This window comes from Anaerobium acetethylicum (assembly GCF_900096945.1).
GTDB classification, from domain to species: Bacteria; Bacillota; Clostridia; order Lachnospirales; family Lachnospiraceae; genus Anaerobium; species Anaerobium acetethylicum.
Map to the genome: position 1 here is coordinate 52339 of NZ_FMKA01000016.1, position 25467 is coordinate 77805.

Sequence of the window (25467 nt, forward strand, 5' to 3'; positions counted from 1 at the left end):
CAAGAAGACACAGAAAAACAGACAGATTGTCAGAAGAAAAAGGAGAAAAAAGATGAAAAAGAAATTTTTAGCAGTTTTATTATGTGCAGCGATGACAGCAGTAGCAGCTACAGGATGTTCAGGAGCAGACAACAACGGAACAAAAACAGAAACTACAAAAGAAACCACATATACCATAGGGATCTCGCAGTTTGCAGAACATGGATCACTGGATAACTGCAGAGAGGGATTTCTTGCAGGGCTGGCAGAAGAAGGGATTGTAGAAGGCGAGAATCTGAAAGTTACAGTTGAAAACGCCCAGGCAGATACAGGAATCGCGAACCAGATTGCACAGAATTTTGTGGCAAACAAGGTAGATCTGATTTGTGCAATTGCTACCCCGAGCGCCCAGAGTGCATATAATGCTGCCAAAGATGCGGATATACCGACAATCTTCACAGCAGTAACAGATCCTGTTGCGGCGGAACTTGCCGATGAGGATGGAAATCCGGCAGGAAATATCACAGGAACAAGCGACAAGCTTCCAGTGGAAAAGCAGCTTGCCATGATCAGGGAAATCCTTCCTGAAGCAAAAACAATCGGTATTCTGTATAATACAAGTGAAGTGAATTCGGAAGCGGCAATAGCAGAATATGAAGCGGCTGTAGGCGAATTTGGATTCAAGCTTGAAACAGTAGGCGTTAGCGCAGCCGCGGACATCCCGCTGGCAACAGACAGCATATTGGAAAAAGTAGACTGCATCAACAATCTGACAGACAACCTGGTTGTCAGTTCACTTCCTACAATTCTTGCAAAAGCTTCAGAGAAGAACATCCCTGTATTTGGCAGCGAAGTTGAACAGGTAAAAATAGGATGCCTTGCGTCAGAAGGCCTTGACTACTACAAGCTTGGAATGCGGACAGGAAAAATGGCAGCTGCAGTTTTAAAGGGAGAGAAGAAGGCAGGCGAAATGCCTTATGAAATAATTGAAGAGAGCAGCCTGTATTTCAACTCAAAGGTTATGGAAAATCTCGGGCTGGAAGTGTCAGAGGATGTAATAGGAAGAGCAGCTGAGAAATTCACGGAAATTTCGGCAGAATAAAAAAGAAAAACGTATTTCCGAAAATATGTAATCGGAAAATTGGAGGAATCAGAAATGTCTATACTTTTAGGGGTTTTAGAGCAGGGCATCATATATGCAATCATGGCGCTGGGAATCTACATCACATACAAAATACTGGATTTTCCTGACCTGACGGCAGACGGAAGTTTTCCCCTTGGTGCAGCCGTTACAGCAGCCGTGATGGTAAAAGGGGTCAATCCTTATCTGGCGCTTGTGATTGCCTTTGCGGCAGGCGTGCTGTCAGGCATTGTAACAGGAATCATACACGTGAAGCTGAAAGTAAGGGATCTTCTTTCTGGCATTATTGTAATGACCGGGCTGTATTCCGTGAATTTAAGGATTGCGGGAAAGTCGAATGTTCCTATATTCAATATGGAGACGATCTTCGACAATGCTGGATTAAACAATGTCTTGCCGGAGTCTGTTGCAAGCTATCAGACCCTCTTCGTTGTCGTGGCGGTAGCTTTAGCCAGCAAATTTGCACTGGATGCTTATCTGAAGACGAAATCAGGATATCTGCTCAGGGCGGTTGGAGACAACTCTGTAATAGTAACGACTCTGGCAAAGGACAGCGGTTTCGTGAAAATACTGGGTCTTGCCATAGCGAACGGTCTGATTGCCCTGAGTGGAAGCGTCATGTGCCAGCAGCAGCGTTTTTTTGAAATATCAATGGGTACGGGTACAATGGTGATCGGCCTTGCCAGCGTCATTATTGGAACAAACCTGTTTAAGAATTTTTCGAAAGTCAGGGCGACGACGGCTGTTATAATCGGCGCTGTCATTTATAAGGGATGCGTAGCGGCAGCGATTAAATTCGGCCTCAGCGCAACGGACATGAAACTTGTAACTGCGGTCCTGTTTTTAATAATCCTGGTACTGAGCAGGGGCAGGGTAAAGAAGGTGAAGAACAATGCTTGAGCTTAAAAATATCAACAAATATTATAATTCTGGAACAGTCAACGAGATGTGCCTGTTCAACAATTTCAACCTTACAATAAAGGATCATGAATTCGTGTCCGTAATCGGCAGCAACGGCTCCGGCAAAACCTCGCTCCTCAACATTATCTGCGGCAGCATCGCTACAGACAGCGGAAATTTAATCATGCAGGGCAGCGACATTACCGGAGAAAAGGAATTCAGGAGATACAGGAAGATCGGAAGAGTGTATCAGAATCCTGCAATGGGAACATGCCCGAGCATGACCATCCTGGAGAACATGTCCCTTGCTGACAATAAGGGTAAGCCTTATAATCTGGGTTCCGGAACAAACAGGAAGCGGGCTGAATTTTACAGGGAAAGCCTCAGGCAGCTGAACCTGGGACTTGAGGATAAGATGAACGTAAAGGTAGGTTCCCTTTCGGGTGGACAGAGGCAGGCAATGGCGCTTCTGATGTCGACAATGACACCTATAGAATTCCTGATTCTGGATGAGCATACGGCGGCTCTGGATCCGAAAACAGCTGAGACCATCATGGAGCTTACTGATCAGATCGTTAAGGAAAAGAAGCTCACAACAATCATGGTAACGCATAATCTCAGATATGCATTGGAATATGGCAACAGGCTCCTCATGATGCATCAGGGCGAAGCGGTGCTGGATAAATCAGCTGCAGAGAAAGCGGAAATGAGTATTGACGACCTTCTCGGCGTGTTCAACCAGATCAGTATAGAATGCGGAAATTAGCGGTTTGAGTGAAGCGGCGAAAAAAGCCGGAATTTACGAATACAGGAGGAATGAAATATGAATAGAATAGCAAAATTCCATAAAGTCAGCAGGGAACAGTTTTTCGAGGACTACAGGGATACGTTTGGTGAAACGGATGATGAAAAGCTGTATGCCATATACGAGAATATCAGGCTGCCCAGAAGGGCTACAACAGGCTCGGCCGGCTATGATTTTTTCAGCCCGGTCCCATTTGAACTGATGCCCGGGCAGACAATTAAAATACCTACCGGAATCAGGGTAGAAATCGATGAGAACTGGGTTCTGAAATGCTACCCAAGAAGCGGGCTTGGATTTAAGTTCAGGCTGCAGCTGAATAATACTGTAGGGATTATAGACAGCGACTATTTTGAATCTGAAAATGAAGGCCATATTTTCTCGAAACTGACGAATGACAGCAATGAAGGAAAGATACTTGTCCTCGACGCGGGGGACGGATTTATGCAGGGTATTTTTATCGAATATGGCATTACCGTTGATGATGAAGTCACGGAAACCAGAAACGGCGGATTTGGAAGCACCGGAAGGTAATCTGGAAAGCTTGCAGGCAGCATATGCAAGAGGTTCTGAATAGTTACAAAATAGTTGACAAATCTTTTACATCGGTTTATACTTTGAAAGTAAAATAGTTTGATAATCAAAATAAATGATGGGGAATAAAATGACAACTAAAATAATAGGTACGGGAAGCTTTCTTCCTGAAAATATAGTAACCAATGAAAAACTGACAACGATAGTTGAAACCAGCGATGAATGGATCAGCAGCAGGACAGGCATAAAAGAAAGAAGAATCGTGTGCAGAGAGACGACTTCCGGTATGGCTTCTGAAGCGGCAAAGCGTGCAATTGAGGATGCGAAGATAGATCCTGCGGAAATAGATCTTATTATTATGGCTACCTTTACACCTGACAGAAGCATGCCTTGTGGTGCGTGCGATGTCCAGAAAGAAATCGGAGCTGCAAAAGCAACAGCATTCGATCTTAATGCAGCCTGCTCGGGCTTCCTTTTTGCGCTTAATACGGCTCACGCATACATATCCGCAGGATTATGCAGGACAGCTCTGGTCATGGGTGCTGAGACACTGTCGAAGGTACTTGACTGGACTGACCGTGGAACCTGTGTCCTTTTCGGAGATGGCGCCGGAGCTGCGGTTGTGCAGGCTTCCGATACAGGAATTATCAGTATGGTAACCGGGGCAGACGGAACGAAGGGTGACGTGCTGACATGTGACGGAAGAAGGGTCATAAATCCTCTGACTGCAGGTCTGGACGACGTTGAGTCTGGAGCCGATGAAGCATACATAAAAATGAATGGCCAGGAAGTGTTTAAATTTGCCGTGAAGAAGGTGCCTGAATCGATAGAGGAGCTTCTTGAGAAATCAAGGACTGCAATTGAAGACGTGAAGTATTTCATCCTTCACCAGGCAAACAAGAGGATTATTCATTCTGTAGCAAAAAGGCTGAAGGTTTCTGAAGAAAAATTCCCGATGAATCTTGATTCCTGCGGAAATACTTCGGCTGCCAGCATACCGATTCTGCTTGATGAAATGAATAGAAAAGGTCTGCTGAACCCAGGGGATAAGATTGTTATGTCCGGATTTGGCGGAGGACTTACATGGGGAGCCGTTATCCTTGAATGGTAGCCAGTGTGCATGATTTCCTGTAATTAATGATATTCGAAAGCCTCAGCCCGTGGATTGTCCCGGTGCTGGGGCTTTTTTTCGGTTTTAAAAGTACAGATGTGTATCGGATTATTGCAATTTACCGTATTTTGTTTGGAAAACTTATGGTATAATACTATTATTAGAAAAACAGAGAGGATGTTTGAAATGAAAGATTTTATGATAACGACAGAAAATACTGCTGATCTGCCTGATAAATATGTCCTGGAAAATGAATTGGGAATAATGGCCCTCACATATATGATTGATGGTAATGTCTACGATAAAGACAATTCACTTCCTTACAAAGAGTTTTATGACAGAATACGTAACGGCTCTATGCCGACTACGTCGCAGATAAATCCGGAAACCGCCAGGGAAAAGTTCCAGAGCATTGTCGACAAAGGAATGGATGTCCTTCATATATCGTTTTCTTCGGGGCTCAGTGGAAGCTATAATAGCGCAAGAATCGCAGCGGAGGAAATGAAGGAGGAAAATCCGGACGCCAGAATAATTGTTGTGGATTCCCTGTGTGCATCTCTTGGACAGGGCCTTATTGTCCATAAGGCAGTGGAAATGAAAAAGGCAGGAAAAACCCTGGATGAAATTGTGAAATGGCTTGAGGAAAACAAGCTCCACATATGCCACATGGTGGCAGTCGATGACCTTAACCACCTTTACCGCGGAGGACGCGTCTCAAAATCAGCCGCATTTATCGGAACCATGATCAATGTCAAACCTCTTATTCATGTAAATGACGAGGGAAAACTGATACCTATAGCAAAAGTAAGAGGCAGGAAGAAATCGCTTACTGCACTTGTAGACAGTATGGAAGCGCAGATGGGCTCATGCAGAGAGCAGAATGATATCGTATTTATCAGTCATGCAGACTGCCTTGAGGATGCTGAATTTGTTGCAGCACAGATCAGGGATCGGTTCGGGATTGAAAAATTCATAATCGATTTTATCGGACCAGTCATAGGCTCCCATACAGGCCCGGGAACTGTAGCAGTGTTCTTTATGGGTGAAAAAAGATAAAACTTAAAAGTTGAGAAACAGCCGTCCGGACGAAAGCAATAGCAAGTCTGGGCGGCTGTTTTTGTACTATAGGAGCATGTCCTGCAGAACAATGGAGTTGACAATCGTTATCATCCGGGGTTATAATGTTCAATGTAAATGATAACCATTATCAATAAGAGGTGCCTAAATGACTTTACTGGATGGAAAAGCAGGCGAAAGCTACAAGGTCAAAGAACTTATGACTGATGAAGATGTTATGAGAAGGCTGGAAGTTCTTGGAATCAATGAAGATACAAATGTGAAGATTTTAAATAGAAAAAGAAATGGCTCCATGATTATAAAAGTCAGGGGAAGCCGCCTTGCCATAGGAAGAAATATCGCAGCATGCATAGAAGTAAGGGAGGGCGAATGATGGAAGATTATATACGCGTTGGATTCGTCGGGAATCCCAACTGCGGCAAGACAACTCTCTTTAATGCGTTTACGGGGGCAAAACTGAAGGTTGCGAACTGGCCTGGAGTTACAGTTGAAAAAAAAGAAGGCGAAACAGAATACAAAGGGACGAAAATCAAACTTATCGATCTTCCGGGAATCTACAGCCTTACATCGTATTCTATAGAAGAAAAGGTCTCCAGGAAATGCATTATGGAGGACGATGTGGACGTCATAGTAAATATCGTCGATGCATCATCTCTTGAGAGAAACCTGTATCTGACAACCCAGCTCCTTGAACTGGGAAAACCTTTGATCCTTGCACTCAATATGATGGATATCGTTGAGGAAAGAGGGATGGAGATCGACCTCCACAGGCTTCCGGAGCTTCTGGGAGGAATTCCGGTAGTTCCTGTCTCTGCAAGAAAGCGGACTGGTCTCGATGTTCTGATGCATGCGGTCGTGCACCATTACGATGAAGGCCCTACAGGCCATCTTGTGGATTATGGCCCGGAAATTGAGGAAAAGATAGAAAAACTGAGGATTATTCTGAAAGCTGAATATCCGGAAATCAGAAACAGCCGCTGGCATGCCATAAAGCTTCTGGAATATGATGATGAGGTAACTGAACAGTATCCCCTTAATGCAGATGAAATTATAGACAGGAACTATGAAAAAGAAATCATTAACAAGAAATATGATTTTATCGAGGAAGTGCTGGAGGACACGCTTTTTAAGAAGGATGAGAAAGAACAGTCGACAGACAGAATCGATTCGATACTGACCCATAGAATATTCGGTATACCGATATTCCTGACGATCATGGCTCTTGTTTTCTTTCTTACATTTACAGTGGGAGACATGCTGAAAGGCGTCTTTGAAATAGCGCTGGCAGGATTTTCACAGACAGTATATGGTTTCCTTACAGGAGCAGGAGCTGCAGCCTGGATGGTATCCCTGATAGTAGACGGAATTATAGCAGGCGTTGGTGGAATCCTTACCTTCCTTCCCAATATATTCATACTCTTTCTGGCCCTGGCGGTACTGGAAGACAGCGGCTATATGGCCCGCGTTGCCTATGTTATGGATGGGATTATGGGAAAAGCCGGCCTTTCGGGAAAGGCTTTTCTGCCCATGGTTCTTGGTTTCGGATGTACGGTTCCTGCCATAATGGCGACCAGGACCCTGGAAAGCCGTAAGGAAAGGGTGAAGGCGATCCTGATTACTCCATTCATGTCCTGCTCGGCGAAACTGCCCATATACGTTCTGTTTGCTGATATGTTCTTTGAGCAGCAGGCGATGATCGTGGCATATTCACTCTATGTGGCAGGACTCCTTTCGGGAATTCTTGTTGCGCTGGCTGTCAACAAGCTGGACAGGAAAAGAGAGCAGCGCTCCCTCCTGATCGAACTTCCGGAATACAAGGCACCGAATGCAAGGACCATATCCATCTATGTCTGGGAGAAGACAAAGGAGTATCTCGTAAAAGCGGGAACTACGATTTTTATAGCTTCAATCATAATATGGTTTATACTCAACTTTAATATGGATGGAATGACTGCTGATATATCGACAAGCATCGGAGCCTCTCTGGGCAGGCTTCTGGAACCGGTTCTGAAACCGGCGGGGCTTGGCATGTGGCAGATAGGCGTAGCGCTGATTTCCGGCCTTTCAGCCAAGGAAGTGGTGGTATCCAGTTTTGCAGTGCTTTTCGGGATTGGAAATGTCAATTCCGGGGCCGGGATGGTCGAGCTCGCTACGGCTCTCCAGAGCAATGGATTTGGAGCTTTGAATGCGTATTCGCTTATGATATTCGCTCTTTTTTATACGCCGTGCATAGCAACGATTGCTACCATCAGGAAAGAGACCGGTTCTTTCAGGGTTACGGCATATATGGTAATATTCCAGCTTGTTTTTGCATGGATCGCGGCTGTTGTTGTGTACCAGGGCGGCATGCTTTTCGGCTTTTAAAAAGATATCGGTGCAGTAAAGGGAAAACCTGGTTGGCGGATAAGGATAATCGTCCGGATGGGCGGTTGCAGATAAAGGAGTGATCTGGGATGGATGTAACAATCGGACTTGCAGTTCTCATAACTGTTTATGCAGGGTTTGTCATCATAAAAAAGATTAAGGATATAAAAAAAGGAAAATTTTGCAGCTGCAACTGCGATTCATGCCCTTCAAAAAACTGCGGAAAAAAAGGAAAGGATGTCTGATATGAGCGAGCTGAAAAAAGCAAGAAAAATGTCCTATTCAAGAGTGGAATCAAGCGTGCTGATGCTGCCGGACCAGGCAAATGCCCTTGGCAATGTTCACGGCGGAGAGCTCATGAAACTGATGGATAACGTGGCGGTTATGGCGGCAATGAAGCATTCGGGAGGAGCAGCGGTGACTGCCAGGGTTGATGAACTGGTATTTCATGAGCCGGTCAGCATCGGAAGTATCGTAACCTGTATAGCCCAGGTGGCTTATGCCGGACGAACTTCCATGCAGGTGAAGGTTACCGTCTATGTTCATGATCTGAAAAAGTATACGGAACCGAGAATTGCACTCAGTTCATTTTTTTCAATCGTGCACCTGGGAGATGACAACAGGCCGAAGGAGGTTCCGGGTCTTATTGCCGTAACAGAGGAAGAAAAGGTGCTTTATAAAGCCGGAGAGGAAAGGTATCCAAAGAAATGAAGATAAGATTTGGAATAGCAGGAACGTCTGCAATAACAGAAAGATTTTTAGGGGCTGCGGCAGGAAATCCTGATTTTGAACTTAAGGCTGTCTATTCAAGGGAACTTGAAAGAGCGGAATCCTTCGGAAAAAAATTCGGAGCAACACTTTTTTTTGATGATCTTGAAAAAATGGCGGAATCAGATGAGGTGGATGCGGTCTATATAGCATCGCCAAATGCCCTGCATGCATCTCAGTCCATACTCTGTATGAAACATGGCAAGCATGTCCTGTGCGAGAAGCCTTTTGCTTCGAATCAGGCAGAAGCAGAGGACATGATAGAAGCAGCCAGACAAAACGGGGTGCTCCTGATGGAGGCCATGAAGACCACGCTGACTCCTAATTTTCACACGGTGAAGGATCATCTTTATAAGATCGGAAAAGTAAGGCGTTATTTTGGAAATTACTGCAGGGTTTCCTCGCGTTACGATAACTACAAAAAAGGAATTATAGAAAATGCCTTCAAACCTGAACTTTCCAATGGCAGCCTCATGGATATCGGCGTGTACTGCATCTATCCCATGGTTTCCCTTTTCGGGGAACCGGAATCGCTGAAGGCCCAGGGAATCCTTCTTGAGACGGGTGTGGACGGACAGGGAACAGTGGTTTTCAAATATGACGGAATGGAAGCTGTCATCCAGCACTCGAAAATCACCACCTCATACATACCGTCTGAGATACAGGGAGACAAGGGAAGTCTGATCATCGACAGCATCAATAACTGGAGAAGTGCCAGGATACGCTATCTTGACGGAACTTTTGAGAAGATAGAACTTGAGGACGAGGAAGAGCTCATGCATCATGAAATCAGGGAAATGACAGATCTTATCAAGAACGGAAAACTTGAATCGGACCAGAACACCCATGAGAATTCGAGAATTACAATGAAGCTGATGGACGAGGCGAGAAGGCAGATCGGGCTGTCCTATCCTGCTGATGAAAAGCTTGAATGATTATCCTGTTATTGGTATAATATCTGTACGGTAAAAGCTTATTTTGAATAATACCGAATCATAAAAGATGAATATGGAGGGATCTGTAATGTCAAAAGTAATATTAGGTATTAAAGTCCAGGAACGTGTCAACACGGTAAGCGAAGTACAGAAGCTTATTTCAAAACATGCATGTGAGATCACCACACGCCTTGGTCTTCACGAGGCTACGCCAGATACCTGCAGCACGGAAGGTATCATCGTTCTTGAATTCAGGGAAGGTGCCGAAGAATCAGCATACGAACTGGAAAAAGAACTCACAGGATACGGACATGTAAATGTACAGAAAATGGTTTTTTAAAGAAATAGAATAGGAATGTTTCATGTGCTCCCCCGCCTGCAATTGTCAGGCGGGGGAGTCCGCGTTCGATAAAAAACAATTGACAAATGCAGGCCGAGACTATATACTTTGAATGTCAAACTATTTGCACATCAAACTATTGATGCGAAAAAATATAATGTTTAATTAAAAGGAGATTATTACAATGTTAGAAAAAATGAAAGAAATTATCGCAGGACAGTTAAACGTAGATGAATCAGAAGTAAATGTAAACACATCTTTTAAAGACGATCTTGGAGCAGATTCCTTAGACTTATTTGAACTTGTAATGGCTTTAGAAGAAGAATACAATGTTGAAATTCCGGCTGAAGATTTAAACGTGCTTACAACAGTAAGTGAAGTTATGGAATACTTAAAAAACAAAGGTGTTGAAGAATAATATGAAGACTAGAATTACGGAATTATTAAACATAGAGTACCCTGTCATACAGGGTGGTATGGCCTGGGTCGCAGAACACAGTCTGGCAGCAGCTGTATCAGCAGCAGGCGGATTCGGATTGATCGGCGCAGCAAATGCACCCGCTGAGTGGGTGCGTGAAGAAATCCGTAAAGTAAAGGCACTGACAGACAAACCGTTCGGCGTTAACATCATGCTCTTAAGCCCGCATGCTGAAGCAATCGCTAAGGTTGTTGTTGAAGAAGGGGTTGCTGCGGTCACTACCGGAGCTGGAAATCCTGAAAAGTATATGCAGATGTGGAAGGATGCAGGAATCAAAGTAATTCCTGTCGTTGCTTCAGTAGCGCTTGCAAAAAGAATGGAAAAATACGGTGCGGATGCTGTTATAGCGGAAGGCTGTGAATCAGGCGGACACATCGGCCAGCAGACTACCATGGCTCTTGTTCCACAGGTTGTTGATGCGGTAAGCATACCGGTTATTGCAGCAGGCGGAATTGCAGACGGCAGAGGTTTTGCTGCGGCTATGATGCTTGGAGCTGAAGCGGTGCAGATGGGTACCAGATTTATAGTTGCAAAGGAATCCATTGTACACCAGAACTACAAAGACAGAGTGATGCTGGCAAAAGATATAGATACAGAAGTGACAGGAAGAAGCACAGGACATCCTGTACGTGCCCTACGCAATAAGATGACCAGAGAATACCTCAGGCTTGAAAAGGAAGGCGCATCTTTTGAAGAATTGGAATACCTGACCCTTGGATCGCTGAGGAAGGCCGTTATGGAAGGAAATGTTTCCGAGGGCACGCTTATGGCAGGACAGAGCGCAGGTATGGTAAAGAAAGAACAGACCTGTTCAGAGATTATTCTTGAAATTGTGGATGAGGCAGAGAGACTGCTTAAACTGAAATAACTGGAAGTTTTCAATAAACGTTTACAATACAGAAATACAGACAAAAACTGCTATGACGCACATAAATATTTTGAAGGTCAAGTAAAAGGAGAATACATGAGTAAAGTTGCATTTGTTTTTCCAGGACAGGGAGCCCAGTATCCTGGAATGGGAAAAGAATTTTATGAAACAGAAGAAGCCAGCAGGCGCATATTTGATAAGGCATCAGAAATCACCGGAATTGATATGAAGGAGCTGTGTTTTACGGAAAATGACAGGCTCAATATAACTGAATACACGCAGGCAGCAATGCTTACAACTTCCGTTGCCATATTAGAGGTGTTAAAGGAAAGAGGGATCACTCCCGACGTCAGCGCAGGGCTGAGTCTTGGAGAATATGGCGCTCTTGTAGCTTCCGGAGTATTGTCCTTTGAAGAGGCCTGCAGCGTTGTAAGGCAGAGAGGAATCCTCATGCAGGAAGAAGTTCCGGCAGGAGTCGGAGCCATGGCAGCAATATTGGGTATGGATCCTGAAAAGATTGCGGAGATCTGTGCACAGACGGAAGGAATCGTACAGATTGCAAATGATAACTGTCCGGGCCAGATTGTAATCTCCGGTGAAAAGGAAGCAGTTGAAAAAGCAAATGCGGCTCTTCTTGCTGCAGGAGCAAAACGTGCCATTATGTTAAATGTAAGCGGCCCTTTCCACTCAGCCATGCTTGAGGGGGCAGGAGCAAAACTTAGGAAGGTCTTAGAACCTGTAGAAATCCTGGATTTCAAAATTCCATATGTTTCGAACGTGACCGCTGAATATGTGACGGACGGATCCAAAGTCAAAGAGCTTCTTGAAAAACAGGTTTATTCATCTGTTAAATGGAGGCAGAGCGTTGAGAAGATGATTGAAGACGGAGTCGACACTTTCATTGAAATAGGACCAGGCAAGACCCTTACTGGCTTCGTAAAGAAGATAAACAGAGGAGTCAGGTCATTCAACGTTGAAAAGCCTGAAGATATGGAAAAAGTAATAGAGGGATTGAAAGGGGAATAATACATGCTTAAGGATAAAATCGCATTAGTCACAGGCGCATCCAGGGGAATCGGACGTGAAATCGCAATTTCCCTTGCTGCAAACGGTGCTCTTGTAGTAGTCAACTACAGCGGCTCGGAAGCCCGTGCTGAAGAAGTTGTTAAGGAAATCGAGAATAACGGAGGCCGTGCGGCGGCATACAAATGCAACGTCGGCAGTTTTGAAGAAACAGAAAAGATGCTGCAGCATATCATTAAGGAATACGGCAGTATTGATATACTTGTAAACAATGCAGGAATTACAAGGGACAACCTCATCATGAAGATGAAAGAGGCAGATTTTGACGAAGTAATCGAGATTAATTTAAAAGGAACATTCAACTGCATCAAGCATGCAGCGAGACAGATGCTCAAACAGAGAAGCGGGAAAATAATCAATATCTCATCCGTTTCAGGTGTATTGGGAAATGCGGGGCAGGCCAATTACTGTGCTTCTAAAGCAGGAATCATAGGTCTTACAAAATCCACAGCAAGGGAACTTGCATCCAGAGGAATTACTGTGAATGCAGTAGCACCTGGATTCATCCAGACTGAAATGACGGATGTATTATCTGAAGAAGTGAAAGAGAAAGCAACGGAGCAGATTCCGTTAAAGAGATTCGGAAGCACAAAGGACATTGCTGAAATCGTATGCTTTTTGTCATCAGACAAGGCAGGCTACATCACCGGACAGGTCATCAGCGTAGACGGCGGAATGGCAATGTAGGCAGTACCGGAGCATATGGAATCAATGCTGGATCGTATATATTTTTGTAAATAAGGAGAAAACAGATGAAGAGAGTAGTCGTTACAGGTATGGGTGCAATCACCCCTATTGGATTAAATGTTGATGAATTCTGGGGAAGTGTAAAGGAACAGAAGATAGGATTCAGAGAAATTACCAGATTTGATATAACGGAATACAAAGCAAAATTAGCGGCAGAAGTAGTTGGATTCGATCCGAAAAACTTCATGGATTTCAAAGCGGCAAAAAGAATGGAGTTGTTCTGCCAGTTCGGAGTAGCAGCCGCAAAAGAAGCCATTGAAAATGCCGGGCTTGATATAGAAAAAGAAGATCCTTACAGGGTCGGAACAGCCGTAGGTTCAGGAATAGGAAGCCTTCAGGCAATGGAAAGGGAACATACGAAATTACTGGAAAAGGGACCTGCAAGAGTGAACCCTCTCCTTGTGCCGATGATGATTTCAAATATGGCGGCAGGAAACGTTTCCATACAGTTCGGATTAAAGGGAAAAAGCATTAACGTAGTTACTGCATGCGCAACAGGAACCAATTCAATCGGTGAGGCATACAGAAGCATCCAGTGCGGAGATGCAGATGTTATGGTCGCAGGCGGAACTGAAGCTTCAATCACACCGATCGGCGTGAGCGGCTTCACTGCACTTACTGCACTTTCTACATCGACAGATCCAGCAAGATGTTCCATTCCTTTTGATAAAGAGAGAAGCGGATTCGTTATGGGAGAGGGCGCAGGCGTAGTAGTTCTGGAATCTCTTGAACATGCAAAAGCAAGAGGAGCAAACATTCTTGTAGAAATCGTGGGATATGGAACGACAAGCGATGCATACCATATTACTTCTCCGGCAGAGGATGGCGAAGGCGCAGCAAGAGCCATGATGAATGCAGTAAAAGAAGCTGGCGCAGCTCCTGAAGACATCATGTACATCAATGCCCATGGAACAAGTACCCATCATAACGATCTGTTTGAAACAAGAGCCATCAAAAAGGCTTTTGGAGACCACGCTTATAAGATGAAAGTCAACTCTACAAAATCCATGATCGGACACCTTCTTGGTGCTGCAGGAGCAGTTGAATTCATAACCTGCGTGAAATCCATACAGGAAGGCTATATCCATGCGACCGCAGGATATAAGGTTAAGGATGAGGAAATTGACCTCGACTATGTAACTGGAGAAGGCGTTGCAATGGATATTGAATACGCACTTAGCAATTCGCTTGGATTCGGCGGACACAACGCAAGCATCCTTGTTAAAAAATACAGCGAATAGATCTGGAAGGAGTTCAAAATGGATTTAGAAAGCATACTCAAATTAATAGATAAAGTATCGGCGTCTTCACTCAGCAGTTTTACTCTTGAAGAAGGCAATATGAAAATTTCACTGTCAACCAACAAAGGCGGACAGATAGTGGCGGCGGCAGAAGGAATCGCAGCAGCACCTGTTCAGGTTCTGGCATCTGCACCTGTTGTCCAGGAGTCAAAGGCAGAAGTTTCAGATGAAGGAAATTATGTAAAGTCACCTCTGGTTGGAACTTTCTATGCTGCATCCTCACCTGACGTGGAAAATTTCGTTAAGGTAGGAGACAATGTTAAGAAAGGCCAGGTTCTGGGAATCGTTGAGGCAATGAAACTCATGAATGAAATCGAATGCGATTTTGACGGACAGGTGGAAGCCATCCTTGTTGAGAATAACCAGATGGTTGAGTACGGACAGAAATTATTCAAGATCAAGACAGTTTAGGAGCTGAGCAGATGTTAGATATAAAGGAAATAATGGATATAATACCTCACAGGCAGCCGTTTCTGCTTATCGACCGCATTGAGGAACTGGAACCTGGAAAAAAAGCGGTAGGCCGCAAATGCGTTACTTACAATGAGCCTTTTTTTAACGGCCATTTCCCAAGTGAACCTGTTATGCCGGGAGTCCTTATCATTGAGGCCCTTGCTCAGGTAGGCTGTGTCGCAATGTTGAGCCTTGATGAAAACAAAGGTAAAACGGGGTATTTCGGCGGAATCAATTCGGCCAAATTCAAGAAAAAAGTAGTCCCGGGTGACGTGCTCACACTGGAAGTTGAAATAATAAAGCAGAAGGGGCCGATCGGAGTCGGAGCCGCAAAAGCTTACGTGGATGGAAAAGTTGCAGTTGTTGCAGAACTTACATTTGCCATCGGATAGGAGAACTCTATGTTTAAGAAAATTCTAATTGCCAACAGAGGCGAAATTGCAGTACGTATTATCAGAGCCTGCCGGGAACTTGGAATAAAGACAGTAGCAGTATACTCGGAAGCGGACAGGGAGGCACTCCATACGCAGCTTGCGGACGAGGCGGTATGCATTGGTCCTGCAGCGGCTTCTGAAAGCTACTTGAATATGGAAAGGATACTCAGCGCCACCATATCAACCGGCGCTGATGCTATTCATCCAGGATTCGGATTTTTGTCAGAGAACAGCAGGTTTGTTGAAATGTGTTCCAAATGCAACATAACCTTTATCGGACCTTCTGCTGAAATCATCAACAAGATGGGTAATAAGTCAGAAGCCAGAAAAACCATGATCGAGGCGGGTGTTCCTGTAGTTCCAGGGACGAAGGATCCGGTCTTTCAAGCAGAGGAAGGGAAAACCATAGCTGACGGCATGGGATATCCAGTCATCATCAAGGCCTCCTCAGGCGGCGGCGGAAAAGGCATGCGTATCGTAACTGCCAGCGAAGAATTCATCGGGTGCTTCAATACTGCACAGAGGGAATCTGTAAATGCATTCGGTGACAATACCATGTATATTGAGAAATATATAGTAAGCCCGAGGCATATCGAGTTCCAGATACTTGCTGATAAATACGGAAACGTAATACAGCTTGGAGAGAGGGACTGCTCGATCCAGAGAAGGCATCAGAAGCTGATTGAGGAATCACCTTCAAGTGCCATTACTCCTGAACTGAGGAAGCAGATGGGCGATACTGCGGTAAAAGCGGCAAAAGCTGCAACATACGAAAATGCAGGAACGATTGAATTTCTTCTCGATAAGAATGGTGATTTCTATTTCATAGAAATGAACACGAGAATTCAGGTTGAACACCCGGTAACTGAAATGGTAACCGGATTAGACCTTATCAAGGAACAGATCAGGATTGCCGAAGGCCAGAAACTTACCATTAAGCAGGAAGATGTTTTGATCAGAGGTCATGCAATAGAATGCAGGATCAATGCTGAAAATCCGGCAAGGAATTTTATGCCTTCGCCTGGAACAGTTACAAACATGCATCTTCCGGGTGGAAACGGCGTCAGAATAGATACGGCACTTTATAACGGATACAAAATCCCGGCACATTATGACTCTATGATAGTAAAAGTCATTGTCCATGATGTGGACAGGATTTCGGCAATAAATAAAATGAGAAGCACCTTAGGCGAAGTCGTAATCGAGGGTATTACGACAAACATTGATTTCCAGTATGAAATTCTGAGCAATGAAGCATTCCAGGCAGGAGATGTCAATACCCATTTTATTCAGGAGTTTTTTGAATAGACAGGAGAATAAGATATGTTACTAAAAGATATGTTTAAAAAGCCAACCTATATTACCATAGGTAGAAAAGAGGAACCGCAGGAAAGCAGAGGGTCAAAACAGCAGGTTGAGGCTGAAAAGAAGACTGCTTCCGAACCTCGTGTTCCTGAAGGCTTATGGACGAAATGTGATAAATGCGGAGAAATGCTCTATACTGAGGATGTCATAACCAATAATTATACCTGTCATAAGTGCGGCAGTTATTTCAGGATTACCGCCGATACAAGGATCAGCATGGTCGTCGACAGGCACAGCTTTAAGGAGTGGGATACAGGCCTTTCAAGCGGAAATCCGCTGGATTATCCGGGATATGATGAAAAGGTCGAGAATCTCCAGTCAAAAACGAACCTGGATGAAGCCATCATTACAGGTATAGGAAAAATAAAAGGAATGGACGCAGTCATCGGAGTATGCGACTCAAGGTTCCTCATGGGGAGCATGGGCCATGTTGTCGGAGAAAAAGTGACAAGAGCTGTTGAAAAAGCGACGGAAATGAAGCTGCCGGTCGTAATATTCGCCTGCTCAGGCGGAGCAAGGATGCAGGAAGGCATCGTTTCACTGATGCAGATGTCAAAGACATCCTCTGCATTGAAAAAACACAGTGATGCAGGACTTCTGTATATTTCAGTGCTGACAGATCCTACAACAGGCGGCGTTACAGCAAGCTTTGCAATGCTTGGAGATATCATTCTTGCAGAACCGGGAGCCCTGATAGGCTTTGCGGGACCAAGGGTTATCGAACAGACAATAGGACAGAAACTTCCGGAAGGATTCCAGAGAGCCGAATTCCTGGTGGAACATGGACTTATAGACGGAATTGTAAAACGAGAGAATTTGAAGGATACTCTCGCAAAACTGCTTTACATGAACCAGAAAGATGGGGAATTTGAATGGCAGAAAACGGAAACAAAAGATGACGGGACAGTATCAGGCATAGAGAAAGCAAAAACACCAGTACAGACAGCAGAATCTGCAATCACCCCATGGGAACGCGTGCAGATGGCGAGGATGGCTGGGCGCCCAACGAGCCTTGATTATGTAGGCGCGGTTTTCACGGATTTCATTGAGCTTCATGGAGACAGGAACTTCAGGGATGACGGAGCCATTGCCGGAGGCATCGCGCTTCTTGACGGACGCCCGGTTACGGTGATTGGACAGCAGAAGGGCAGAAATACAAAAGAGAATATCAGCAGAAATTTCGGAATGCCATATCCGGAAGGGTATAGAAAAGCCCTGCGCCTTATGAAACAGGCAGAAAAATTCAACAGGCCTGTCATCAACTTTATCGATACGCCTGGAGCTTTCTGCGGTCTTGAGGCTGAAGAAAGAGGACAGGGAGAAGCAATTGCAAGAAACCTGATGGAAATGTCGGGCCTTACTGTACCTGTTCTCAGCATTGTAATTGGTGAAGGCGGAAGTGGCGGAGCGTTGGCCCTTGCGGTTGGAAATGAGGTATGGATGATGGAGAATTCCATCTATTCCATTCTCTCTCCTGAAGGCTTTGCTTCTATCCTTTGGAAAGACAGCAAGCGTGCCGATGAAGCGGCAGGAGTAATGAAGATTACTGCTGAAGACTTAAAGAAACTAAACATAATAGAAAAAATCATACCGGAGACGGAACCTGCAACAGATAAGACCGTTCCTGCAATATCAGCCTTCATGAAAGAGAATATGATCGAATTCCTGAAAAGGTATGAAAGCATGGGCAAGGGACAGCTTGTAGAGCACCGATATGAAAGATTTAGGAGAATGTAGAATGAATTGTAAACCTTTGGTAATCGGTGATTTGACAGCTAAGATCCCTGTAGTGCAGGGCGGAATGGGTGTGGGCATCAGCCTTCACCGTCTGGCCGGTGCAGTTGCAGCTGAAGGCGGCGTTGGCATTATTTCTACGGCACAGATTGGATTCAAAGATCCGGAATTTGACAGGAATCCTCTGAAAGCCAATTTGAAAGCAATAGGCGAGCAGATACTGAAAGCCAGAAATATTGCCCCAAAAGGCATTATCGGGGTTAATATCATGGTGGCGACAAAGAATTATGAGGAATACGTCAAAGCTGCTGTCAAGGCTGGAGTGGATCTGATAATTTCAGGAGCCGGCCTGCCTGTTACGCTTCCGGAATTTGTGGAAAAATCCAGAACGAAGATAGCGCCTATCGTATCATCTTTAAAATCTGCTTCAGTAATCTGCAAGCTTTGGGACAGGAAATATCATAAGGCTCCGGACATGGTCGTGATAGAGGGACCCCGGGCAGGCGGACACCTTGGTTTTACAGTTGAGCAGCTTGAACATATTGACGAAATGGATTTTGACGGCGAAATACGCTCTATAATCGCTCTGGTCAGCGAATATGGGGAAAAATACAACAAGCATATTCCTGTTGTTGTTGCAGGCGGCATCTATGACAGGTCTGATATGGATCATTATCTGGAGTTAGGTGCGGACGGAGTGCAGGTAGCTACAAGATTTGTTACCACATACGAATGCGACGCCGACATGGATTATAAGATGTCATATATCAATGCAAAAAAGGAAGATATCAAGATTGTAAAAAGTCCGGTAGGTATGCCAGGCAGAGCGATCATGAATCCCTTTATGGAAAAGACAAAGTTGGAGAGGGTTCCGGCTGCCAAATGCCGTCAGTGTCTGGCTCACTGCAACCCGGCTGAAATTCCATACTGCATCACAGATGCACTTATAAATGCGGCAAAAGGGGATGTTGAAAATGCCCTTCTTTTCTGTGGCGAAAATGCATACAAAGCTGAGAAGCTCGAGCATGTCAGCGATATTATGAAAGAATTTTCATGCGAAAAATAGGATGAATGCAGATATGGCCCGTTTCAATCAGAGCGGGCTGTATCTGCATTTTTTAAACAAAACATACCATAAATAGTAAAAAGCATCAGATGTGCAATTATCTGAAATTAGTGGTGTTTATATGAAATAATGGAATATATTTGAATAATAAAGTTGATTTAAAATAAAGAGAGGTTGAATAAATATAAGTTTATGCTATAATGTTAATTACAAGACAATGTTAATTGACTTTTCACGCTGGGGGGCAGCCGGAAGTTATTTCAGCCATTGCTTTTTTATGTAAAACTGGTAATAGTTTTATTCACAAGTGAATATCAGAATTATTACAACTTTTGTGAGGTCATGGGAGGACTGATTATGAGTTTGACAGAAATTCGGAAAATAATTAATGATAGCGACAATATTGTCTGCTTATGCGGGTTAGGGATGAATAGCGAATGCGGTTTTCCGGACCACAGGGTGCCGGGAGAGGCTTATGACATCGAACTGAAATATGGACATTCACCGGAGGATTTATTCAGCTCCTTGTTTTATACGGTTAGAACAAAGCAGTTTTTCCAGTATTATAAAAACGAAATCCTGTGTCTGGATCGAGAGCCTGGGGCGGCATTCTATTCACTTGCAGAGCTGGAAAAGACCGGAAAGCTGCGGGCAACCATCACAAGAAGCTTCTACAGCCTTCCGCAGAGGGCAGGATGCAAAAAGGTGATCGAGCTGTTGGGCAGTATTTACAAAAACACCTGTCCGCATTGTGGAACGGAGTATACAGTAGATTTTGTAAAAAGTGCTTCAAGCGTGCCTTTATGTCCGGAATGCCAGAAAACCATACGCCCAGGCGTTTGCCTTTACGGGGAGATGGTGGACAACCAGCTGACAACGAAATCTGCTGAAACCATATCGAAGGCCGATGTGCTGCTGGTTCTTGGAACGAACCTGAAATCGCGTTTGTGTGAACAGAGGCTTAAGTACTTCAATGGAAGTAAAGTAATCCTTATCAATGAGGAAGAGCATTATTCGGATGATCTGGCAGATTACGTAATCCATGACAAGGTAAATGATGTGCTGCCTTATCTGGTAAGTTAGGAAGAACCGCTGGAATAAAGATTTCCTGTTAAAATGATAAACTGATAAAAATCCGGACTCTGAGGGGTCCGGATTTTTATGCCTTATGAACCAGTTCGATTTAGCTGAAAACTGCCATAAAGCATTGCGTTAACGCTTTAATTGGTAAAATTGCATAAAAATACACGTAACAAGTGCTGAAAGATGTCCCGTACAAAACCGAAAATCCTTGTATAAGTGTTGAAATATGGCGGCAAATAATATATTATATAAACAATAGTCTTTTATGGATGGTATTATAAGGAACAATAAGAAAGGAAGATATGTATGAATTACAACGTTACAGTAATTCCCGGTGACGGAATAGGACCGGAGATTGTCAGGGAAGCACAGAAGGTATTGGATAAAATCGGAGAAAAATTCGGACATTCTTTTAATTATACAGAGGTTCTGATGGGTGGAGCATCAATTGATGTCCATGGAGTTCCGCTTACGGATGAGACTTTGGCGGTCGCAAAAGCAAGTGATTCTGTTTTGCTTGGCGCAGTCGGAGGAGATGTTGGAAATTCAAAATGGTATGATATTGCACCGGAACTGCGTCCGGAAGCGGGATTGCTTGCCATAAGGAAAGGCATGGGGCTGTTTGCAAATATCAGACCTGCATATCTGTATGAAGAGTTAAAGGATGCATGTCCTTTAAAAGATGAAATCATCGGCGACGGGTTTGACATGGTCGTAATGAGGGAGCTTACAGGCGGTATCTACTTCGGGGAAAGAAAGACAGAAGAAGTTGACGGAGTTATGAAAGCGACTGACATACTGTCTTATGACGAGAATGAAATAAGAAGGATTGCAGTCAAAGCATTCGAAATCGCTATGAAAAGGGATAAGAGGGTCATCAGCGTCGATAAGGCGAATGTCCTTGACTCTTCCAGGCTCTGGAGAAAAGTGGTTGCAGAAGTAGCAAAAGATTATCCGGAAGTACAGCTGAGCAACATGCTGGTAGACAACTGTGCGATGCAGCTTGTCAGGGATCCGAAGCAGTTCGATGTAATTCTGACTGAAAACATGTTTGGAGATATACTTTCAGATGAAGCGAGCATGGTTACCGGCTCGATCGGAATGCTGTCATCAGCAAGCCTTGGAGCTACAAAATGCGGACTTTATGAACCAAGCCATGGTTCAGCGCCGGATATAGCAGGCAAAGATCTTGCAAATCCGATTGCCACCATCCTTTCGGCAGCCATGATGCTGAGATATTCCTTTGACCTTGATCAGGAAGCAGATGCAGTTGAAGCAGCTGTGAAAAAGGTGCTGGAAGACGGATACAGGACGGGAGACATTATGTCTCAGGGCATGAAGCAGGTCGGAACAATCGAAATGGGAAGTCTGATCGCCGAAAGAATATAAAAGTATATAAGGAAGCTTTTCCTGAATTTGCATAAAATTCCGGAAGATTAAAATCACAGATAAGCAGAAAGAAGGAATAATAATGAGAAGTGAAGCAGTTACCCAGGGAGTTCAGCAGGCTCCACACAGATCTTTATTCAATGCGTTAGGCATGACAAGTGAAGAAATGAAAAAACCGCTTATCGGTATTGTAAGTTCATATAATGAAATCGTGCCTGGTCACATGAACCTTGATAAAATCGTTGATGCCGTAAAATTAGGTGTTGCCATGGCAGGCGGAAATCCAGTTGTTTTCCCTGCAATTGCAGTATGTGACGGGATTGCCATGGGGCATATCGGAATGAAATATTCTCTTGTTACAAGGGACCTGATTGCTGATTCGACAGAAGCGATGGCAATGGCTCATCAGTTTGATGCCCTTGTAATGGTTCCGAACTGTGACAAGAATGTCCCGGGACTTCTGATGGCTGCAGCAAGAGTAAATATCCCTACTATCTTTGTAAGCGGCGGCCCTATGCTTGCGGGAAGGGTAAAAGGAGAAAAGACCAGCCTTTCAAGCATGTTCGAGGCAGTCGGCTCATACAATGCAGGAAAGATTTCAATGGATGAACTTGAAGAATTTGAAAACAAGGCATGCCCTACCTGCGGTTCCTGCTCGGGAATGTACACGGCTAACAGCATGAACTGCCTGACGGAAGCTTTAGGCATGGGCTTAAGGGGAAATGGAACGATCCCGGCAGTATATTCAGACAGAATCAAACTTGCGAAACATGCGGGCATGAAGATAATGGAATTATTAGAAAAGAATATCAAGCCAAGAGACATCATGACAAAAGAAGCATTCTTAAATGCACTGACAGTTGACATGGCACTTGGATGCAGCACAAACAGTATGCTGCACCTTCCTGCAATTGCACATGAAGTCGGAATTGAGCTGGATCTTGAAATTGCAAACCAGATCAGTGCCAAGACACCGAATCTCTGCCATCTTGCCCCTGCAGGACATACATACATGGAAGATTTGAATGAAGCAGGCGGAGTTTATGCAGTCATGAATGAACTCACCAAAAAGGATTTATTGTATACAGATCTTATAACAGCAACGGGAAAGACAGTCGGTGAAAATATTGCAGGCTCTGTGAACAGAGATCCAGGAGTAATCAGACCGATTGAGAACCCATACAGCGAAACAGGCGGAATCGCGATTCTCAAAGGTAACCTTGCTCCAGATACAGGCGTTGTAAAGCGCTCTGCAGTTTCACCTGAAATGATGATTCATGAAGGCCCGGCAAGGGTATTTGACTGCGAAGAGGATGCAATCGCCGCAATCGATGCAGGGAAGATCAACCCGGGAGATGTTATCATAATCAGATATGAAGGACCAAAAGGAGGCCCTGGAATGAGGGAAATGCTCAGACCTACTTCCGCAATCATGGGGATGGGACTTGGAAACAGCGTTGCCCTGATTACCGACGGACGTTTCAGCGGCGCTTCCAGGGGAGCGGTGATCGGACATGTTTCACCTGAAGCCGCAGTAGGCGGACCAATAGCGCTTGTTGAAGAAGGCGATATCATCACAATAGATATAAATGCCAACAAGCTTGATTTTGCAGTATCTGATGAGGAATTGGAAAAGAGAAGAGAAAAATGGCAGCCTAGAGCGCCGAAGATTACGACTGGATATCTTGCAAGATATGCTGCAATGGTAACCTCTGGAAACAGAGGGGCTGTTTTGGAAATTAAGTAGCCATTCAGCTGTGCCGGACGAAAGCTGCAGCGAGCTATAGAAAAAAAGGAGATGAGCAGATGAAATTGAACGGATCAGAAATAGTGATCGAATGTTTGAAAGAACAGGGTGTTGATACTGTATTCGGATACCCGGGCGGTACAATACTTAACATATATGATGCGCTGTATAAGCACAGTGATGAAATCAGACATATCCTGACGTCGCATGAGCAGGGTGCTGCTCATGCAGCAGATGGATATGCACGCTCCACCGGGAAAGTCGGCGTATGTCTGGCTACTTCAGGCCCGGGCGCAACCAATCTTGTTACCGGAATCGCGACTGCTTATATGGACTCTGTGCCTCTGGTTGCGATTACAGCCAATGTTGCAGTTCCGCTTCTTGGAAGGGACAGTTTCCAGGAAATCGATATCGCAGGAGTCACAATGCCGATTACAAAACACAATTTTATTGTGAAAGATATTGCAATGCTGGCAGAGACCATTAGAAAAGCATTTGAGATCGCGCAGTCCGGAAGACCGGGCCCTGTGCTTGTAGATATCACAAAAGATGTCACGGCAGCTACCATGAAATATACACCTGCCGTTCCTAAGAAGATAGAGAGAAAAACTGATGAAATAAAGGAATCTGACATTGAAAAAGCCATCAAGCTGATCAACCAGTCCAAAAAGCCGTTTATCCTCGTTGGTGGCGGAGCGGTGATTTCAGGAGCAGCCGAAGAGGTGACTGAATTCGCACATAAGATACATTCGCCCGTTACGGACACGCTGATGGGCAAGGGTGCATTCAGCGGAGAGGACGAACTCTATACGGGAATGCTTGGTATGCACGGAACCAAGACGGCAAACTTCGGCGTTACCGAATGCGACCTGCTTATTGCGATAGGAGCCAGGTTCAGCGACCGTGTTACGGGTAATGCCAAAAAATTTGCATATAATGCAAAGATTCTGCAGATAGATGTTGATCCTGCGGAAATCAATAAGAACGTCCTCGTTGATGCAAGCATCACGGGAGATGTGAAGGAAATACTTGCAAAACTCAATATAAGGATCGAACAGCATAACAGGGAAGAATGGGTAGGCCATATCATGGAACTCAAAGAAAAATACCCACTTAAGTATAACCCTGAAATTCTTACCGGACCTTATGTGATTGAGGAACTCTACAGGATCACTGACGGGGATGCAGTCATCACTACAGAAGTTGGACAGCATCAGATGTGGTCAGCCCAGTATTACAAATATAAAAAACCAAGGACGCTCATCACCTCCGGCGGTCTCGGAACAATGGGATACGGACTTGGAGCATGCATCGGCACAAAGATAGCAAATCCAGACAAGATCGTTGTAAATATAGCAGGTGACGGCTGTTTCAGAATGAATATGAATGAGATCGCTACAGCAACACGCTATAATATACCGATTATCCAGATCGTATTGAATAACCATGTTTTGGGAATGGTCAGACAGTGGCAGACGCTGTTCTATGAAAAGAGATATTCGGCAACTGTTCTGAATGACTCAGTGGATTTTGTTAAACTGGCCGAAGCTATGGGCGCTGAAGGAATCAAGGTCACAAAGAAAGAGGAAGTTGAACCAGCGATCAGAAAAGCAATCAGTCTGAACAAACCGGTGGTTATCGAATGTGTTATTGACAGCGATGATAAGGTATGGCCTATGGTGCCGGCTGGCGCTGCTATCGAAGAATCTTTCAACGAGGACGATCTTAAAAACAGGAAATAATCCTCAGACACTGTGATGAAATACCT

General features: G+C 44.5%; 26 protein-coding genes. All 26 read left to right on the forward strand.

Going from position 1 to position 25467, the window contains the following annotated elements; genetic code table 11:
- The first annotated feature begins 52 nt into the window (after nucleotides 1-52).
- The 26 genes from BJR36_RS12525 (at nucleotide 53) to ilvB (ending at nucleotide 25441) form a co-directional block, all read left to right on the forward strand.
- Nucleotides 53-1081, forward strand: a complete 1029-nt coding sequence (locus BJR36_RS12525; RefSeq protein ID WP_091234881.1) for an ABC transporter substrate-binding protein — start codon at nucleotides 53-55, stop codon at nucleotides 1079-1081.
- 54 nt (nucleotides 1082-1135) lie between these two features.
- Nucleotides 1136-2020: an ABC transporter permease gene (locus BJR36_RS12530; protein ID WP_091234902.1), complete on the forward strand. Its 885-nt coding sequence runs from the start codon at nucleotides 1136-1138 to the stop codon at nucleotides 2018-2020.
- On the forward strand, nucleotides 2013-2786 hold the full coding sequence (locus tag BJR36_RS12535; RefSeq protein WP_091234905.1) for an ABC transporter ATP-binding protein: 774 nt from the start codon (nucleotides 2013-2015) through the stop codon (nucleotides 2784-2786). The genes BJR36_RS12530 and BJR36_RS12535 overlap by 8 nt, the downstream gene beginning before the upstream one ends.
- A 57-nt stretch (nucleotides 2787-2843) precedes the next feature.
- Complete coding sequence (locus BJR36_RS12540; protein WP_091234908.1) at nucleotides 2844-3356, forward strand: dUTP diphosphatase; 513 nt, start codon at nucleotides 2844-2846, stop codon at nucleotides 3354-3356.
- A gap of 130 nt (nucleotides 3357-3486) precedes the next feature.
- On the forward strand, nucleotides 3487-4467 hold the full coding sequence (locus BJR36_RS12545; protein ID WP_091234912.1) for a beta-ketoacyl-ACP synthase III: 981 nt from the start codon (nucleotides 3487-3489) through the stop codon (nucleotides 4465-4467).
- Nucleotides 4468-4653: 186 nt separating this feature from the next.
- Nucleotides 4654-5523 carry a DegV family protein gene (locus BJR36_RS12550; RefSeq protein ID WP_091234915.1) on the forward strand — a complete coding sequence of 290 codons (870 nt, stop codon included), beginning with the start codon at nucleotides 4654-4656 and terminating at the stop codon, nucleotides 5521-5523.
- 169 nt (nucleotides 5524-5692) lie between these two features.
- Nucleotides 5693-5917: a FeoA family protein gene (locus BJR36_RS12555; RefSeq protein WP_091234917.1), complete on the forward strand. Its 225-nt coding sequence runs from the start codon at nucleotides 5693-5695 to the stop codon at nucleotides 5915-5917.
- Nucleotides 5914-7908: a ferrous iron transport protein B gene (gene feoB, locus BJR36_RS12560; protein ID WP_091234920.1), complete on the forward strand. Its 1995-nt coding sequence runs from the start codon at nucleotides 5914-5916 to the stop codon at nucleotides 7906-7908. Before BJR36_RS12555 ends, feoB begins: the two co-directional genes overlap by 4 nt.
- Nucleotides 7909-7997: 89 nt before the next feature.
- Complete coding sequence (locus BJR36_RS12565; protein ID WP_091234923.1) at nucleotides 7998-8153, forward strand: FeoB-associated Cys-rich membrane protein; 156 nt, start codon at nucleotides 7998-8000, stop codon at nucleotides 8151-8153.
- 1 nt (nucleotide 8154) lies between these two features.
- A complete protein-coding gene (locus tag BJR36_RS12570) occupies nucleotides 8155-8619 on the forward strand; it encodes an acyl-CoA thioesterase (RefSeq protein ID WP_169823686.1) in 465 nt (154 codons plus the stop codon).
- The gene (locus BJR36_RS12575) at nucleotides 8616-9611 is read left to right on the forward strand and encodes a Gfo/Idh/MocA family protein (RefSeq protein ID WP_091234926.1); all 996 of its coding nucleotides are present in this window, start codon (nucleotides 8616-8618) and stop codon (nucleotides 9609-9611) included. The genes BJR36_RS12570 and BJR36_RS12575 overlap by 4 nt, the downstream gene beginning before the upstream one ends.
- Before the next feature lie 88 nt (nucleotides 9612-9699).
- On the forward strand, nucleotides 9700-9951 hold the full coding sequence (locus tag BJR36_RS12580; protein ID WP_091234927.1) for a CPF_0552 family protein: 252 nt from the start codon (nucleotides 9700-9702) through the stop codon (nucleotides 9949-9951).
- 184 nt (nucleotides 9952-10135) lie between these two features.
- Complete coding sequence (gene acpP / locus BJR36_RS12585; protein WP_091234929.1) at nucleotides 10136-10369, forward strand: acyl carrier protein; 234 nt, start codon at nucleotides 10136-10138, stop codon at nucleotides 10367-10369.
- Nucleotide 10370: 1 nt separating this feature from the next.
- Nucleotides 10371-11297, forward strand: a complete 927-nt coding sequence (gene fabK, locus BJR36_RS12590; RefSeq protein ID WP_091234930.1) for an enoyl-[acyl-carrier-protein] reductase FabK — start codon at nucleotides 10371-10373, stop codon at nucleotides 11295-11297.
- A 96-nt stretch (nucleotides 11298-11393) separates the two neighbouring features.
- A complete protein-coding gene (gene fabD, locus BJR36_RS12595; RefSeq protein ID WP_091234932.1) occupies nucleotides 11394-12323 on the forward strand; it encodes an ACP S-malonyltransferase in 930 nt (309 codons plus the stop codon).
- Between the two features lie 3 nt (nucleotides 12324-12326).
- Entirely contained in the window at nucleotides 12327-13067 is a 741-nt protein-coding gene (fabG, locus tag BJR36_RS12600; protein ID WP_091234933.1) for a 3-oxoacyl-[acyl-carrier-protein] reductase, read from the forward strand.
- Between the two features lie 65 nt (nucleotides 13068-13132).
- Nucleotides 13133-14368, forward strand: a complete 1236-nt coding sequence (gene fabF, locus BJR36_RS12605; RefSeq protein WP_091234935.1) for a beta-ketoacyl-ACP synthase II — start codon at nucleotides 13133-13135, stop codon at nucleotides 14366-14368.
- An 18-nt stretch (nucleotides 14369-14386) separates the two neighbouring features.
- The gene (gene accB, locus BJR36_RS12610; RefSeq protein ID WP_091234937.1) at nucleotides 14387-14839 is read left to right on the forward strand and encodes an acetyl-CoA carboxylase biotin carboxyl carrier protein; all 453 of its coding nucleotides are present in this window, start codon (nucleotides 14387-14389) and stop codon (nucleotides 14837-14839) included.
- An 11-nt stretch (nucleotides 14840-14850) separates the two neighbouring features.
- A complete protein-coding gene (gene fabZ, locus BJR36_RS12615; RefSeq protein WP_091234939.1) occupies nucleotides 14851-15273 on the forward strand; it encodes a 3-hydroxyacyl-ACP dehydratase FabZ in 423 nt (140 codons plus the stop codon).
- 9 nt (nucleotides 15274-15282) lie between these two features.
- Nucleotides 15283-16623: an acetyl-CoA carboxylase biotin carboxylase subunit gene (locus tag BJR36_RS12620; RefSeq protein WP_091234941.1), complete on the forward strand. Its 1341-nt coding sequence runs from the start codon at nucleotides 15283-15285 to the stop codon at nucleotides 16621-16623.
- Nucleotides 16624-16638: 15 nt separating this feature from the next.
- The gene (locus BJR36_RS12625) at nucleotides 16639-18417 is read left to right on the forward strand and encodes an acetyl-CoA carboxylase carboxyltransferase subunit alpha (RefSeq protein WP_091234943.1); all 1779 of its coding nucleotides are present in this window, start codon (nucleotides 16639-16641) and stop codon (nucleotides 18415-18417) included.
- A 1-nt stretch (nucleotide 18418) separates the two neighbouring features.
- Nucleotides 18419-19480 (forward strand): NAD(P)H-dependent flavin oxidoreductase, encoded by a 1062-nt coding sequence (locus tag BJR36_RS12630; RefSeq protein ID WP_091234947.1) that lies wholly within the window; start codon nucleotides 18419-18421, stop codon nucleotides 19478-19480.
- A gap of 357 nt (nucleotides 19481-19837) precedes the next feature.
- The gene (locus tag BJR36_RS12635; protein WP_169823687.1) at nucleotides 19838-20563 is read left to right on the forward strand and encodes an SIR2 family NAD-dependent protein deacylase; all 726 of its coding nucleotides are present in this window, start codon (nucleotides 19838-19840) and stop codon (nucleotides 20561-20563) included.
- A 306-nt stretch (nucleotides 20564-20869) separates the two neighbouring features.
- Nucleotides 20870-21952 carry a 3-isopropylmalate dehydrogenase gene (gene leuB, locus BJR36_RS12640; RefSeq protein ID WP_091234951.1) on the forward strand — a complete coding sequence of 361 codons (1083 nt, stop codon included), beginning with the start codon at nucleotides 20870-20872 and terminating at the stop codon, nucleotides 21950-21952.
- An 82-nt stretch (nucleotides 21953-22034) separates the two neighbouring features.
- Nucleotides 22035-23699: a dihydroxy-acid dehydratase gene (ilvD, locus tag BJR36_RS12645; RefSeq protein ID WP_091234953.1), complete on the forward strand. Its 1665-nt coding sequence runs from the start codon at nucleotides 22035-22037 to the stop codon at nucleotides 23697-23699.
- Nucleotides 23700-23758: 59 nt separating this feature from the next.
- Nucleotides 23759-25441: a biosynthetic-type acetolactate synthase large subunit gene (ilvB, locus tag BJR36_RS12650; protein ID WP_091234955.1), complete on the forward strand. Its 1683-nt coding sequence runs from the start codon at nucleotides 23759-23761 to the stop codon at nucleotides 25439-25441.
- Nucleotides 25442-25467 lie beyond the last annotated feature (26 nt).